The organism is Paracoccus sp. 08 (assembly GCF_024105395.1).
Taxonomy (GTDB): Bacteria; Pseudomonadota; Alphaproteobacteria; order Rhodobacterales; family Rhodobacteraceae; genus Paracoccus; species Paracoccus marcusii.
Map to the genome: position 1 here is coordinate 125,631 of NZ_WEKR01000072.1, position 14,026 is coordinate 139,656.

The 14,026-nt window shown below is 67.6% G+C and carries 14 protein-coding genes; 9 read left to right on the forward strand and 5 right to left on the reverse strand.

Annotated elements, in window-relative coordinates; translation table 11 throughout:
* Positions 1-47: 47 nt before the first annotated feature.
* The 4 genes from GBO37_RS19445 to GBO37_RS19460 all read left to right on the forward strand — a co-directional run bounded on the left by GBO37_RS19445 (position 48) and on the right by GBO37_RS19460 (position 4,115).
* A complete protein-coding gene (locus GBO37_RS19445; RefSeq protein WP_252930520.1) occupies positions 48-1,007 on the forward strand; it encodes an alpha/beta fold hydrolase in 960 nt (319 codons plus the stop codon).
* A 63-nt stretch (positions 1,008-1,070) separates the two neighbouring features.
* Complete coding sequence (locus GBO37_RS19450) at positions 1,071-1,730, forward strand: glutathione S-transferase family protein (RefSeq protein ID WP_252930521.1); 660 nt, start codon at positions 1,071-1,073, stop codon at positions 1,728-1,730.
* 100 nt (positions 1,731-1,830) lie between these two features.
* Complete coding sequence (gene parE / locus GBO37_RS19455; RefSeq protein ID WP_127898368.1) at positions 1,831-3,792, forward strand: DNA topoisomerase IV subunit B; 1,962 nt, start codon at positions 1,831-1,833, stop codon at positions 3,790-3,792.
* Positions 3,789-4,115 carry a YnfA family protein gene (locus GBO37_RS19460; RefSeq protein ID WP_371927642.1) on the forward strand — a complete coding sequence of 109 codons (327 nt, stop codon included), beginning with the start codon at positions 3,789-3,791 and terminating at the stop codon, positions 4,113-4,115. The genes parE and GBO37_RS19460 overlap by 4 nt, the downstream gene beginning before the upstream one ends.
* 10 nt (positions 4,116-4,125) lie before the next feature.
* Here GBO37_RS19460 and hemF read toward each other — a convergent pair whose 3' ends face one another.
* On the reverse strand, positions 4,126-4,992 hold the full coding sequence (hemF, locus tag GBO37_RS19465) for an oxygen-dependent coproporphyrinogen oxidase (RefSeq protein ID WP_252930522.1): 867 nt from the start codon (positions 4,990-4,992) through the stop codon (positions 4,126-4,128).
* A 62-nt stretch (positions 4,993-5,054) separates the two neighbouring features.
* On the opposite strand from hemF, the gene GBO37_RS19470 reads away from it, so the two are divergent.
* The gene (locus GBO37_RS19470; RefSeq protein WP_127898366.1) at positions 5,055-5,471 is read left to right on the forward strand and encodes a hypothetical protein; all 417 of its coding nucleotides are present in this window, start codon (positions 5,055-5,057) and stop codon (positions 5,469-5,471) included.
* On the opposite strand, the gene GBO37_RS19475 is transcribed toward GBO37_RS19470, so the two are convergent.
* Genes GBO37_RS19475 through clpS form a run of 3 tightly spaced genes read right to left on the reverse strand, consistent with a single transcriptional unit; the run spans position 5,468 to position 7,606 of the window.
* Positions 5,468-6,274 (reverse strand): SDR family oxidoreductase, encoded by an 807-nt coding sequence (locus GBO37_RS19475; RefSeq protein WP_252930523.1) that lies wholly within the window; start codon positions 6,272-6,274, stop codon positions 5,468-5,470. The two genes, GBO37_RS19470 and GBO37_RS19475, sit on opposite strands and share 4 nt — an antisense overlap.
* Positions 6,271-7,284, reverse strand: coding sequence for a methyltransferase (locus tag GBO37_RS19480; protein WP_252930524.1), 1,014 nt, complete (start codon positions 7,282-7,284; stop codon positions 6,271-6,273). Before GBO37_RS19480 ends, GBO37_RS19475 begins: the two co-directional genes overlap by 4 nt.
* A 4-nt stretch (positions 7,285-7,288) precedes the next feature.
* Positions 7,289-7,606 (reverse strand): ATP-dependent Clp protease adapter ClpS, encoded by a 318-nt coding sequence (gene clpS / locus GBO37_RS19485; protein WP_045980873.1) that lies wholly within the window; start codon positions 7,604-7,606, stop codon positions 7,289-7,291.
* 271 nt (positions 7,607-7,877) lie between these two features.
* Between clpS and GBO37_RS19490 the strand changes: the two genes are divergently transcribed.
* The 4 genes from GBO37_RS19490 to GBO37_RS19505 all read left to right on the forward strand — a co-directional run bounded on the left by GBO37_RS19490 (position 7,878) and on the right by GBO37_RS19505 (position 12,675).
* The gene (locus GBO37_RS19490; protein ID WP_252930525.1) at positions 7,878-9,560 is read left to right on the forward strand and encodes a serine hydrolase; all 1,683 of its coding nucleotides are present in this window, start codon (positions 7,878-7,880) and stop codon (positions 9,558-9,560) included.
* Between the two features lie 143 nt (positions 9,561-9,703).
* Positions 9,704-10,270, forward strand: a complete 567-nt coding sequence (locus tag GBO37_RS19495; RefSeq protein ID WP_045983786.1) for a GbsR/MarR family transcriptional regulator — start codon at positions 9,704-9,706, stop codon at positions 10,268-10,270.
* A gap of 5 nt (positions 10,271-10,275) precedes the next feature.
* Positions 10,276-11,661 (forward strand): cytochrome ubiquinol oxidase subunit I, encoded by a 1,386-nt coding sequence (locus GBO37_RS19500; protein ID WP_252930526.1) that lies wholly within the window; start codon positions 10,276-10,278, stop codon positions 11,659-11,661.
* A gap of 3 nt (positions 11,662-11,664) precedes the next feature.
* Positions 11,665-12,675: a cytochrome d ubiquinol oxidase subunit II gene (locus GBO37_RS19505; RefSeq protein WP_127898361.1), complete on the forward strand. Its 1,011-nt coding sequence runs from the start codon at positions 11,665-11,667 to the stop codon at positions 12,673-12,675.
* A gap of 36 nt (positions 12,676-12,711) precedes the next feature.
* On the opposite strand, the gene ychF is transcribed toward GBO37_RS19505, so the two are convergent.
* Positions 12,712-13,809 carry a redox-regulated ATPase YchF gene (gene ychF / locus GBO37_RS19510; RefSeq protein ID WP_217844450.1) on the reverse strand — a complete coding sequence of 366 codons (1,098 nt, stop codon included), beginning with the start codon at positions 13,807-13,809 and terminating at the stop codon, positions 12,712-12,714.
* Between the last annotated feature and the right edge of the window lie 217 nt (positions 13,810-14,026).

Genomic DNA, 14,026 nt, shown 5'->3' on the forward strand with positions numbered 1-14,026 from the left:
CCGCGGCGGGTTCGGACGTGTCTGGATGCAGAGGAACAGGGAACGGCATGAAACGACGGGCATTCACGATGGCGGGGCTGGCCTTGGCGCTGACCGGGTGCGGGCGGATCGTCGATGCCCGCGCCACCGCGCGCGAAACCGCGTTCGAGGCCGAATTCCCCCCCACCGGGCAACTGATCCAGGTGCAGGGCCGCACCGTGCATGTCGACATCCGCGGCAGCGGTCCCGACCTGATCCTGCTGCACGGGGCCAGCGGGAACAGCCGCGATTTCACCTTTTCCCTGGCCGACCGCCTGGCGACCCGGTACCGCGTACTGGCCTTCGACCGGCCGGGGCTGGGCTGGACGGACGCGATCGGCGCACAGACCGACAACCCCATCGCCCAGGCCGAACTGCTGCGCGCCGCCGCGGACCAGCTGGGCGTGCGCCGACCTGTGGTGCTGGGCCACAGCTATGGTGGCGCGGTTGCGATGGCCTGGGGTCTGCGCGCACCGGGCGACACGGCGGCGCTGGTGATCGTGTCCGGGGCGACGATGCCCTGGCCCGGCACGCTGACCGGATGGTACGCATTCCTCGAGACGCCCCTGGGCGACCGCGTCGGGCCACCGCTGCTGACCGCCCTAGCGCCGGTGTCCCTGGGCAACCGGATCATGGCGGGCATCTTCGCGCCCCAGCCCGTACCCCCGGGATATGCCGACTATATCGGCGTGGGGCTGGCCGCGCGGCGCGGCAACTATCGCGCGAATGCGTCGCAGATCAACGGGTTGCGCGCTTATCTTCGTGTGATGGCGCCGCAGTATCCGCGCCTGACGATGCCGGTCGAGGTGATCCATGGCGGTCAAGACAGCATCGTGCCCGCCGACATTCACGCCCTGCCCCTGGCAGAGGCGCTGCCCAACGCCGCGCTGACGATCCTGCCCGATCAGGGCCACATGCCCCAGCATGGCGATCCGCAGGCGATCATCGACGCCGTCGACCGCGCCAGCACCCGCGCGGGCCTCCGCTGACGGGGGCTTGCAGCGCCCGCGCCCGCGTCCCAAGGTGGCCGCCAAACCAAACCGGGGGCCATCATGCTGACCATCCACGGCGTCACCCGCTCGCGTGCATCGCGTGTCGTGTGGCTTTGTCACGAACTGGACCTGCCCTTCCGGCAGGTGCCCGTCATCCAGGCCTATCGCATCGGCAATGCCGACGCGCCCGATGCACCGCCCAACACCCGCAGCCCCGATTTCCTGGCCCTGTCCTCCGCAGGCGCCATCCCGGTGATCGAGGACGAAGGGCTGGTCCTGTCCGAATCGCTGGCGATCACGCTGCATCTGGCGCGCAAGCATGGCGGCCCTGCAGGCCCGCAGGATTACGCCGAAGACGCGCTGATGACCCAGTGGTCGATCTATGGCGCCACCGCGATCGAGCCCGACGCACTGACCATCCTGATGCTGCACAACCGCGGCACGCTGCAGTCGGCCGATGACGTGGGGATCGTGGCGGACGCGGCCGAACGGCTGGTCCGGCCGCTGAAGGTGCTGGAGGACCATCTGGCGACGCATGCCTATCTGGTGGGCGGCCGTTTCACCGTGGCCGACCTGAACCTGGCCGAGATCGTCCGCTATGCCCAGGGGCACGGCGCGCTGATGGAGGGGTTTCCCGCGATCCGCGCCTGGCTGTCCGCCTGCCAGGACCGCCCGGCGTTCCAGGCGATGTGGGCCGCCCGCATGGCGGAGCCGGAATAGGCGCAATCCTTTGGGGCGGGCCGCGCAGGGGACACAACCCCTTGCCGCCCGCCCCCGCGCCATGAGATAAGCGCCGCGATCCAAATCAGTGAGCGACCCCATGGCCGACGACCTTCTCTCCGGCAACGCCGCCAGCGACGCCTATTCCGCATCCTCGATCGAGGTGCTGGAGGGGCTGGAGCCGGTGCGCAAGCGTCCCGGCATGTATATCGGCGGCACCGACGAACGCGCGCTGCATCACCTGGTCGCGGAAATCCTGGACAACTCGATGGACGAGGCCGTGGCAGGCCACGCCACGCGCATCGAGGTCGAGCTGCTGGCAGATTTCAGCGTCATCGTGCGCGACAACGGCCGCGGCATTCCCATCGATCCGCACCCCAAGTTCCCCGGCAAGTCCGCGCTGGAGGTGATCCTGTGCACGCTGCATGCGGGGGGCAAGTTCTCGGGCGATACCTATCAGACCTCGGGTGGTCTGCACGGTGTGGGTGCGTCGGTCGTGAACGCGCTGTCGGACCTGATGGTCGTGCAGGTCGCGCGCAACAAGGAGCTGTTCGAGCAGCGCTTTTCCCGCGGCATCCCGCAGGGGCCGGTCGCCAAGATCGGGGCGGCCCCGAACCGGCGCGGCACCACCGTGACCTTCCATGCCGACGAGGAGATCTTTGGCCATCACCGCTTCAAGCCCGCGCGGCTGATGAAGATGGTGAAATCCAAGGCCTACCTGTTCAGCGGCGTCGAGATCCGCTGGAAGACCGAGATCGACGACGGAGAGACCCCGCGCGAGGCCACGTTCCATTTCCCCGGCGGCCTGGCCGATTACCTGACCGAGACCCTGACCGGGACCAGCACCTATGCCGACCGCCCGTTTTCCGGCAGCATCGACTTCAACGCCAAGTTCGGCGTTCCGGGCAAGGTGGACTGGGCGATCAACTGGACGCCCGCGCGCGACGGCTTCATCCAGTCCTATTGCAACACCGTCCCCACCCCCGAGGGCGGCACCCACGAGATGGGATTCTGGGCCGCGATCCTGAAGGGCATCCGCAGCTATGGCGAGCGGGTCAGCAACAAGAAGGCGGCCCAGATCACGCGTGAGGACCTGATCATCGGCGGTTGCGCGCTGGTCAGCTGCTTCATCCGTGAACCGGAATTCGTGGGCCAGACCAAGGACCGCCTGGCCACGACCGAGGCTGCGCGCCTGGTCGAGGGCGCGGTGCGCGACCATTTCGACACCTGGTTGGCGTCGGACACCAAATCCGCCGGCGCGATCCTGGATTTCCTGGTGCTGCGCGCCGAGGAGCGCCTGCGTCGCCGCCAGGAAAAGGAGACCGCACGCAAGACGGCCACAAAAAAGCTGCGCCTGCCCGGCAAGCTGGTCGATTGCAGCGCCACCAACCGCGACGGGACCGAACTGTTCATCGTCGAGGGCGACAGCGCCGGCGGTTCCGCCAAGATGGCCCGCGACCGCACCAAGCAGGCCCTGCTGCCCCTGCGGGGCAAGATCCTGAACGTGCTGGGCGCGGCATCGTCCAAGATGGGTGCCAACCAGGAGATCAACGACCTGTGCCAGGCGCTTGGCGTCAACATGGGCACGCGTTTCAACGTCGACGACCTGCGCTATGACAAGGTCATCATCATGACCGACGCCGATGTCGACGGCGCGCATATCGCGTCGCTGCTGATGACGTTCTTCTTCACGCAGATGCGGCCGATGATCGACAAGGGGCACCTGTATCTGGCCTGCCCGCCGCTGTACCGCCTGACGCAGGGGGCGCACCGCCTGTACGTGGCCGACGACGCCGAAAAGGATCGGATGATGGCCAAGGGCCTGGGCGGCCGTGGCAAGATCGACGTCCAGCGCTTCAAGGGTCTGGGAGAGATGGACGCCAAGGACCTCAAGGACACGACCATGAACCCCGCCACCCGCAAGCTGATCCGCGTCAGCATCGACGACGATGAAGGCGGCGAGACCGGTGATCTGGTCGAACGCCTGATGGGCAAGAAGCCCGAGCTGCGGTTCGAATACATCCAGGAAAACGCCCGCTTCGTCGAGGAACTGGACGTGTGATCCCCACGATCGGCCTGTATGTCACGGCCGCCATGGCCGAGATCGCGGGCTGTTTCGCCTTCTGGGCGTGGCTTCGGTTGGACCGGTCGGCGCTGTGGCTGGTGCCGGGCGTGGTCGCGCTGGCGCTGTTCGCTTGGGCGCTGACGCGTGTTCAGGTCGATTTCGCGGGGCGCGCCTATGCGGCCTATGGCGGCATCTATATCACCACGTCGCTGGCATGGCTGTGGCTGGTCGAGGGTCAGACCCCCGGCAGGCTGGATCTGCTGGGGGCTGGGCTGTGCATCGTCGGGGCCGCGGTGATCCTGGCGGGCGCCCGCCCGTAGGCCGTCGGGCCTAGACCCACTTGGCCAGCGGTGGCAGGCTCATCAGGACGGCGTCGGCGTTGTGGCCGGTTTCCAGCCCGAATTTCGTGCCGCGGTCATAGACCAGGTTGTATTCCGCATAGAGACCCCGGTGGATCAGCTGCGTGTCGCGGTCGGTATCGTCGAACGCCTGCGTCATCCGCGCCTCTGCCAGCGGCAGGAACGCCGGCAGGAACGCCGCGCCCACGTCACGGGTGAAGGCGAAATCCGCCTCCCAGTCCCCGGTGTTCAGGTCGTCGTAGAAGATGCCGCCGACGCCCCGCGCCCGCCCGCGATGGGGGATGTAGAAATACTCGTCCGCCCAGGCCTTGAAGCGGTCATAGTAGTCCGCCCCGTGCGGCAGGCAGGCATCGCGCAGCGTGTTGTGGAAATGCGCGGTGTCATCGGCGTATTCGATGCAGGGGTTCAGGTCTGACCCGCCGCCGAACCACCACGCCCCCGGGGTCCAGAACATGCGCGTGTTCATGTGCACGGCCGGCGCGTGCGGGTTCCGCATATGCGCGACCAGGCTGATGCCCGATGCCCAGAACCGCGGATCATCCTCCATGCCCGGCACGCCGCGGGCGGCCATCGCGGCCTGGGCGCGGGGGGCCAGGGTGCCATGCACCTCGGACCAGTTCACGCCGACCTTCTCGAAGGCGCGGCCGCCGCGCATCACCGACATGATGCCGCCGCCGCCGTTGTCGGCGCGTTCCGTGGGCGTCACCTCGAACCGGCCCGCGGGGGCGTCGCCCGGGGCGCGGTCCTCCAGCGCCTCGAAGGCGGCGGTGATGCGGTCGCGCAGCTCGCGGAACCAAAGCGCGGCGCGGTGGCGTTGTTCATCCATGGCGGGCCTCATTCGTGATTTGCCAGCCCCAGGCATCGCGACTAGCATCGCCTGCGTCCATAAAGAGAGCCGCCATGCGCCGCAACACCGCCCTTGCCCTTTGCCTTGCACCGGTCCTGGCCCTTGCCGCGTGCGGCACGCCGCAGGAACGCTGCATCAGCCGGAACACCAGCGAATACCGCACCGTTAGCAGCCTGCTGGCCGAGGTCGAGGGCAATCTGTCGCGGGGCTATGCCTGGGACGAACGCCAGGTCGTGCGGACGCGGTTCGCGCAATGCGAACGCGTGATCCGCGACCACGAGGGCAAGGCGCAGATCAGCACCTATGGCTGCTGGCGCGATTATGTCGATGTGGAACGGTTCCGCGTGCCCATCGACCCCGCGGCCGAGACGCGCAAGCGCGACGGCCTGGTAGAGCGTCAGGCGGCCCTGACGCGCGGCGCGAATGCCGCCGTGGCCGCCTGCCGCGCCGCCTATCCCGAGGAAGCCTAAAGCACCTGTGACGTCACCGGGTCGGCCAGGCTGCGTCCGCCGTCGACGGTGACGATCTGGCCGGTGACAAAGCGCGCGCCGTCGCTGACCAGGTAATGCACCGTTTCGGCCAGTTCTTCGGCCGGGGCGATGCGGCCTAGGGGCGTGCCTGCAATGATCTGCGCCCGCTGGTCGGGGTTGTCCTTCAGCGCGCATTGCAGTTCATGCGACATGACACTGCTGAAGCTGACACCGTTCACGCGGATGCGGTGCGGCGCCAAGGCCAGCGCCAGCCCGCGCGTGGCCTGTTCCTGCGCCGCACAGGCGATGGAATAGCCCAGCATCGACGGAATCGGCCGCCGCGCCGCCAGGGTCGAGATGTTGACGATCGCCCCGGTCTGGGCGCTTGACCCTTCGCCGTCGGCCTGACGGATCATGCGCTTTGCGACCATCTGCGACAGACGCAGGCTGGCCAGCATGTTCTGGCGCAGCATCTCCTCCAGCGCGTCCATGTCGGTGTCCAGCGGATCGCTGCCCCGAACGAAACGATGGGCGTTCACCAGGATGTCGACGCGGTCGAACGCATCCAGCGTGGCCGACAGCAGGTTCGCCATCGCCAGCTTTTCCGACATGTTCCCGACGAAATGGCGGACCTGGCTTTCGTCATCGGCATAATCCGACACCGCCGATTGCAGCGCCTGTTCGTCGCCGTCCGCGAACATGACCGATGCGCCGCGTTCGGCCAGGTGCCGCGCGATGGCCAGGCCCACGCCGCGCCCGGCCCCGGTGACGATGGCCGTCTTGCCCTGGATCGACAGCGTCACCGCCGTGCCCCCCGGGCCCGGACCGTGGCGGTACCCTTGCCCGCCGCGGTCGCCTCGATCACCTTGAAGCGCGTGTCGCCCGCGATCTCATGGACCTGGCCGAAATGCTGGGCCAGGACCGATTCGTAGGGCAGATGCCGGTTGGCGACCATCCACAGCCGACCTGCGCCGGTCAGGATGCGCGCCGCGGTGGCGATGAAGTCGGCCCCAAGCCGGGGGTCGGCCTGTCGCCCCTCATGGAACGGGGGGTTCATGATGACGCCGTTGACCGGCTCCCGCAGGGTGAAATTGCGCGCGTCCGCCCAGTGGAACTGTGCCCGCGGATCGGTGACATTGCGCTTGGCCGAGGTCAGCGCGGCGTGGCCGGCCTCGACCAGGTGCAGCTCGGCGATGCCCGGTCGGGTCAGGGCCTGCGCGGACAGCCAGCCCCATCCCGCGCCCAGGTCGACCACGCGGGTGGGCATCTTGGGCGGCAGGTTATCGGCCAGCATCCGCGACCCCGGGTCGATCCCGTCGGCCGAGAAGACGCCCGGAAGGGTCACGAAGCCCGGCTCGACCTGACGCTCGGTCGCAGTCCAATCGGCGGGCAGGCCCGCCTCGGGCAGCGTCACCTGAAAGATCTTGCCATGGGCTTTGCTGATGACATCGCGCACCTCGGCATGGCCGCGCAGTTCCTTCAGCAGGGAATCGACGCCGTCGGTCTTCTGCCCATCGACCCAAAGGGCCGCGCCAGGCGCCAGATGCGCCGCGGCCAGCGCAAGGCGCGCGCGTGCGGCAGCCTTGGCGCGCGGCAGGCGGACGACGGCCGCGTCGAAACGGCCCTCCGGCTCCGTCCGGACATCGAATCCGCGGGCGGTCAGTCCGTCATGATCGGGAAAGTTTCCCTGGACGATGGTCAGCTGTGCGGGGTCCAGAGGGGACAGGTCATCGGCGGCAGTGGCGCCGATGAACAGCACCCGGCCCCCGGGATGACCGTCCGGAAAGGCCAGGTCCAGTCGTGATTGGGTCACGCGATTACTCTTTTTCCATGGTGCATTGCAGGGGATGCTGCTGGCGGCGGGCCAGCTCCATCACCTGGGCGACCTTCGTCTCGGCCACCTCGTGTGAAAAGACGCCGACGACGGCCAGACCGCGACGGTGCACGGTCAACATGATCTCGATCGCTTGGGCGTGCGTCATGTGGAACAGCCGCTCCAGCACGTGAACGACGAACTCCATCGGGGTGAAGTCGTCGTTCAGCAACAGGACCTTGTACATCGGCGGCCGCTGCGATTTCGCGCGTGGCTTGACCGCCAGATCGGATTGGTCGTCGGGATTGTCGGGTGCGGTCATCCAGTGCGTCATCGGGCTGCGGTCGTTCCTGAATGCTGAGGCGAGGGGGTGGGCGCTGTCGCCATCCCCGGAAATATAGCGCAATCGCGCCCGGATGAAAGCCCCCCGCGCGGATGCGCCGCCATCCGGGTCCGGACGGCGTCGCCTACAGTGCAGACAAAATAAGCGTGATTGCCCGGTTTCAAGGTGAAAAGAGCCGTGCTATTATAGGTTGATTAACGACGGACGTGCGACAAACGACGCGCCCGCTTGAGGCAGAGAGACAGCGACAGTGACCCGATTTACCCATGCCTTCCGGCTGCTTTGTCATGCCGTCCTGGCCGTTGCCCTGTTGGGGCTTCCGGCTGCCGCGGCACCTTTCGCGGCCTATGTGATGGACGCCCGGACCGGGCAACCCATCTATCGCCAGAATTCGGATACGCGACTGCATCCTGCCTCGCTGACCAAGATGATGACGCTCTACATGGCGTTCTCGGCCATCGAACGCGGTCAGGTGCGGCTGGATTCGAAATTCACCGTGTCCTCCAAGGCCGCGAACGAGCCCCCCTCCAAGCTGGGCCTGCGCGCGGGTCAGCAGATCGAGCTGCGCTATCTTCTGCGCGCCGCCGCGATCAAGTCGGCCAACGATGCCGCGACCACCATCGGCGAGGGGCTGGCAGGCTCCGAACAGGCCTTCACCCAGCAGATGACCCAGATGGCGCGGGCGCTTGGGATGAACAACAGCCAGTTCCGCAACGCCCATGGCCTGACGACCGAGGGGCATTATTCGACCGCCCATGACATGAGCGTTCTGGGACGCCACCTGTTCTACGACTTCCCCCAGTACTACAACCTGTTCTCGCGCCGGTCGGCCGATGCGGGCATCGCTCAGGTCGCGTCGACGAATCGCCGTTTCCTGGATGCCTATGCCGGTGCCGACGGGATCAAGACGGGGTATACGCGGGCTGCGGGCTTCAACCTGACGGCCTCGGCGCAGCGCGGCAACCGTCGCCTGATCGCCACCGTCTTCGGCGGGACGTCCACGGCGCATCGCAACCAGGTGATGACCGAGCTGCTGGACAGCAGCTTCACCCGCATCCCCGACCGCGTGCGCGAGGTCCGTCCGCAGCCTCCGCGCCTGCTGGTGCAGGCCACGACGCGCCGCGCGCAGGTCGCCGCCAGCCCCGCCGCGACCCAGGCAGAACCGCAGCGCCTGGTGCTGCAGGCATCGCCGCCCCCCGCGACCCGCCCTGCCGCCGCCGCGTCGACCCTTGTCGCCGCAGCGCCCAAGGTCGACCTGACCGAGGCGTTGCGCCTTGCCGGCGCGACCGCGGCGCCCGCCGCACCGCCGGGTGTCGCCTTGGCCAGCAGCCAGCGTCCGCGCGCCCGCCCCGGATCCGCGGCCCCCGCGGCCGACGCGATCCAGCAGGCGCTTGCCACCGCCGTCGCATCGGACGACGCGCCGGCGCAGCAGGCCAGCCTTGCGGCCCCCGTGCTGGCCGGATCGGCGCGCCCTGCACCCTCGCCCCGGCGCACGGCCAGCATCGCCGCCGTCGCCCAGCCCGAGCCCGCAGCCGCGCCCGCCCCGGAACCGCAGATGCAGGCGGCCCCCGGCACCCTGTCGCTGGACAGTTCCAGGGCGCCCAAGCCGCGGTCCGAAACCGTGATCCTGGCCGCAATGGGCGAAGGCGACCTGAGCGCACCAGAGGCACTGGAAGTCGTGCGCCGTCCCACCGACAGCGGCCGCAACTGGGGCGTCAGCCTGGGCCGCTACACCTCTCGGGCCGAGGCTGACCGGCTGCTGCTGCGTCTGGCCCTGCAGGACGGCAACCTGTTCGGCGCGGCGCGTCGGCACGTCGCCAACACCAATCGCGGGTTCGAGCCGCAGTTCGGAAACCTCTCCAAGGGCCATGCCGAACTGGCCTGCGAGCGGATGCAAAGCCGGTCGCAGCCCTGCCAGGTCATCGCCAACTGACGACCCGGTCAGACTGACCTGACGCCCCCGCCCGAAAAGGCGGGGGCTTTTTCATATGCGGATGCGACAACCTGCCCGCTATGCCGGCGCGTCGCTTGCTCTATGTTATTTTCAGTAATTTCTGAAATGAAGGGAACAAGTGAATGTCAGTCTCGGCCTTGCGGCAGGAATTCATCCTGCATTTCGGTGAAATGGGATCGCGGTGGGGCATCAACCGCACCGTCGGTCAGGTCTATGCCCTGCTGTTCCTGGCGGACGAGCCGCTGTGTGCGGACGACATCGTCGCCGCCCTGGGCTTCTCCCGTTCGAACGTATCAATGGCGCTAAAGGAGCTGCAAAGCTGGAACCTGGTGCGCCTGCGCCATCAGCAGGACGACCGGCGCGAATTCTTCACCACGCCCGACGACCTGTGGGAGATCGTGCGCACGCTGATCAACGAACGGCGCAAGCGCGAGATCGACCCGACGCTGACCAAGCTTCGCGAACTGTCGATGGCCGAACCCGACCCGTCTGACCGCGCAGCCCACGCCCGCATCGCCGAACTGCGCCAGCTGATCGAACAGATGACGCGGTTCCACGATGACCTGGCCCGGTTCGAGACCGAGCGCCTGGTTGCGCTGATGAATATGGGCGCCCGTCTTGGCCGCCTTGTCGACGGCGCGGGCAAGCTGATCCCGATCCGCCGCAGCAAACCTCAATCGAAAGGCTGAAACCCATGGACCCGCTGATTCTGTCGCGGATTCAATTTGCCGCGAACATCTCGTTCCACATCCTGTTCCCGACCGTCACGATAGCGCTTGGCTGGGTGCTGCTGTTCTTCAAGCTGCGCTTCAACCGCACGGGCGGCGAAAAATGGATGGATGCCTATCGCTTCTGGGTGAAGGTGTTTGCCCTGTCCTTCGCGCTTGGCGTCGTGTCGGGCATCACCATGTCGTTCCAGTTCGGCACCAACTGGCCCGGTTTCATGGAAAGCGTCGGCAACATCGCGGGTCCGCTTCTGGCCTATGAGGTGCTGACCGCCTTCTTCCTCGAGGCCGCCTTCCTGGGCATCATGCTCTTCGGCTTCCGCCGCGTGCCGGGCTGGCTGCACACGACCGCGACCTTCCTGGTGGCCTTCGGCACCACGCTGTCGGCCTTCTGGATCCTGGTCCTGAACAGCTGGATGCACACGCCCGCGGGCTATGAGGTGATCGACGGCGTGGTCCACGCGACCGACTGGATGGCAATCATCTTCAACCCGTCGCTGCCCTACCGCCTGACGCACATGCTGCTGGCCTCGGGGCTGACGGTGGCCTTCCTCATCGCGGGCATCTCGGCGCTGCGCTGGATCTGGGGCGACCGGGGGGCCGAGGTACGCGCGACGCTGCGCTTTGGCGCGACGCTTGGCGCGCTGCTGATCCCGCTGCAGATCTATGCCGGCGACATGCACGGCCTGAACACGCTGGAACACCAGCCCGCCAAGGTCGCCGCGATGGAGGGCAACTGGGAGACGCAGGGCAACGTGCCGCTGGTTCTCTTCGCCCTGCCCGATCAGGAGGCGCGCGAGAACCGGATGGAGATCGCCATCCCCAACGTCGCATCCCTGATCCTGACGCACAGCCTGGAGGGCGAGGTGCCGGGCCTGAACGATTTCGTGGCCGCCGACGGCACCCCCGAACACCCGCCCGTGGCCCCTGTCTTCTTCAGCTTCCGGATCATGGTGGGCATGGGCATGGCGATGCTGGCCCTGTCCTGGTCGGCCTTGTGGTTCATGCGCCGCGGCCGCGGGGTGGAAGGCCTGCCGCGCCCCTGGATCTATGCCTTTGCCGCGATGGGCTTCTCGGGCTGGATCGCCACGCTTGCGGGCTGGTACGTGACCGAGATCGGGCGTCAGCCCTGGCTGGTCACGGGCGTCCTGACCACCAAGGAGGCCGTCGGCCCGGTCACCGGCGGCATGGTCGCCTCCAGCCTGGTCGCCTACCTTCTGGTCTATGCGGTCCTGATGGCGGCCTACCTGGGCACGCTGACCTATCTGGCGCGCCGCGCCGCACGCCACGACCCGCTGACCCCAGACCTGCCCACCCCCGACGCAGGCGTGCACGCCCTGCAACCTGCGGAGTAGATCATGCACCTCTTCGGTGATCCGTTCATCTGGCTGCCCTTCGTCTTCGCGATGCTGATGGGCATCTCTATCCTGGTCTATGTCGTCCTGGACGGCTTCGACCTGGGGGTGGGCCTGCTGTTCCCCTTCGCCACCCCGTCGGAACGCGACCGCATGGTCGCCTCGATCGGTCCCTTCTGGGACGCGAACGAGACCTGGCTGGTCCTGGCCATCGGCCTGCTGCTGGTGGCCTTCCCGGTGGCGCACGGGGTGATCCTGACTGCCCTTTACCTGCCGGTGACGGTCATGCTGATCGGCCTGATCCTGCGCGGCGTCGCGTTCGAGTTCCGCGCCAAGGCCCCGACCCGTCACCGCGCCGCGTGGAACCGGGCGTTCTTCGCGGGCAGCCTGGCCTCAACCCTGGCGCAGGGGTTCATGCTGGGCCTCTATGTCACCGGGCTGCAGCTCAGCTGGACCAACATCGCGTTTGCGCTGCTGACGGCGGTGTTCCTGACGGTGGGGTTCAGCGTCATCGGTGCGACCTGGCTGATCGGCAAGGCCGAGGGCGTTCTGCAGGCCAAGGCGATCCTGTGGGCACGGCGCGGCATCTGGGGGCTGGTGGCGGGCATCGCCGCGATCTCGGCCGCATCGCCCCTGGTCAGTGCCCGCATCTGGGACAAGTGGTTCAGCTGGCCCGAATTCGCGATCCTGGCCCCCCTGCCGATCCTGTCGGTGGTGCTGATCGCGACCCTGTGGCGGGTGCTGCACGTGCTGCCGATGGAGAACGACCGCATGGCCTGGACGCCCTTCGCCCTGACCACGGCGCTGTTCGTCCTGGCCTTCGGGGGGTTGGCCTACAGCTTCTACCCCTATGTCGTCCCCGAACAGATGACGATCTATCAGGCCGCGGCCGCACCCGAGGCGCTGATCATCATCCTGGTGGGCGCGCTGGTCGTCCTGCCGGTCATCATAGCCTATTCGGTGCTGGCCTACACGGTCTTCCGCGGCAAGGCGACCGAACTGACCTATTCCTGAACGAACAAGGCGGGCCGCCTGGCCCGCCTTTCCTCATCAGCCGCTGAACAGGAAGTGCAGGACGTCGCCGTCCTTGACCTCATAGGTCTTGCCCTCGACGCGCAGCTTGCCCGCCTCGCGCGCTCCGGCCTCGCCCTTGCCGGCGACATAGTCGTCATAGGCGATGGTTTCCGACCGGATGAAGCCCTTCTCGAAATCGCCATGGATCACGCCCGCCGCCTGCGGGGCCAGGGTGCCCTTGGTGATGGTCCAGGCGCGGGCCTCCTTGGGGCCCACGGTGAAATAGGTCTGCAGACCCAGCAGGCTGTATCCGGCGCGGATTAGCCGGTCCAGGCCCGGCTCCTCCAGCCCCATCTCGCCCAGGAACATCTGCGCCTCCTCGGCGTCCAGCTGGCTGATCTCCTCCTCGATCCGGGCCGAGATCACGACATGGCCCGCGCCCTGCGCCTCGGCCATCTCGCGGACCTTCTCGGACAGGGCATTGCCGTTGGCGGCCTCGTCTTCGGCCACGTTGCAGACGAACAGCACGGGCTTTGCGGTCAGCAGCTGCAGCATGTCCCAGACCCGGCGGTCGTCATCGGCCACCGCGACGGTGCGCGCCGGGCGGCCCTCGTTCAGCACGGCCAGTGCCTGGCGCAGCAGGCGGTCCTGATCCAGCGCGTCCTTGTCCCCGCCCTTTAGCTTGCGCGACAGGTTGGCCAGGCGACGCTCGATCGATTCCATGTCGGCGATCATCAGCTCGGTCTCGATCACGTCGGCATCGGCCAGCGGGTCGACGCGGCCCTCGACATGGGTGATGTCGCCATCCTCGAAGCAGCGCAGCACATGGGCGATGGCGTCCGTCTCGCGGATGTTGGCCAGGAACTGGTTGCCCAGGCCTTCGCCCTTGCTGGCGCCCTTCACCAGGCCCGCGATGTCCACGAAGGTGATGCGCGTCGGGATGATCTGCTTGCTGCCCGCGATGGCGGCCAGGGTGTCCAGCCGCGGGTCGGGGACCGCGACCTCGCCCACGTTGGGCTCGATGGTGCAGAACGGGAAGTTCGCGGCCTGTGCGGCGGCGGTTTTCGTCAATGCGTTGAACAGCGTCGACTTGCCCACGTTCGGCAAGCCCACGATCCCCATGCGAAAGCCCATGACAGCACCCTTTCCCGTCTGAATATCCCGCGCCTGTTACGCGCCCCGCGCGGCCAAGTCCAGCCTTGGCCCGGCCCGCGCCCGACCCGCGCCCGGAGATTGCACCCACCCCCCATGCGCGCTAGGGATTGTGCCAAAGAATGCAGGGACGGACATGACCAGAATCGACGACAGGTTTGCAGCGCTCAAGGCCCAGGGCAAGAAGGCCTTCGTGGCC

What these genes read in the sequence shown, in the direction of transcription:
- GBO37_RS19445 (WP_252930520.1), top strand. Translation starts at nt 48, where the DNA reads ATGAAACGACGGGCATTCACGATGGCGGGGCTGGCCTTGGCGCTGACC.
- GBO37_RS19450 (WP_252930521.1), top strand. Translation starts at nt 1,071, where the DNA reads ATGCTGACCATCCACGGCGTCACCCGCTCGCGTGCATCGCGTGTCGTG.
- parE (WP_127898368.1), top strand. Translation starts at nt 1,831, where the DNA reads ATGGCCGACGACCTTCTCTCCGGCAACGCCGCCAGCGACGCCTATTCC.
- hemF (WP_252930522.1), bottom strand. Translation starts at nt 4,992, where the DNA reads ATGAGGCCCGCCATGGATGAACAACGCCACCGCGCCGCGCTTTGGTTC.
- GBO37_RS19470 (WP_127898366.1), top strand. Translation starts at nt 5,055, where the DNA reads ATGCGCCGCAACACCGCCCTTGCCCTTTGCCTTGCACCGGTCCTGGCC.
- clpS (WP_045980873.1), bottom strand. Translation starts at nt 7,606, where the DNA reads ATGACCGCACCCGACAATCCCGACGACCAATCCGATCTGGCGGTCAAG.
- GBO37_RS19495 (WP_045983786.1), top strand. Translation starts at nt 9,704, where the DNA reads ATGTCAGTCTCGGCCTTGCGGCAGGAATTCATCCTGCATTTCGGTGAA.
- GBO37_RS19500 (WP_252930526.1), top strand. Translation starts at nt 10,276, where the DNA reads ATGGACCCGCTGATTCTGTCGCGGATTCAATTTGCCGCGAACATCTCG.
- GBO37_RS19505 (WP_127898361.1), top strand. Translation starts at nt 11,665, where the DNA reads ATGCACCTCTTCGGTGATCCGTTCATCTGGCTGCCCTTCGTCTTCGCG.
- ychF (WP_217844450.1), bottom strand. Translation starts at nt 13,809, where the DNA reads ATGGGCTTTCGCATGGGGATCGTGGGCTTGCCGAACGTGGGCAAGTCG.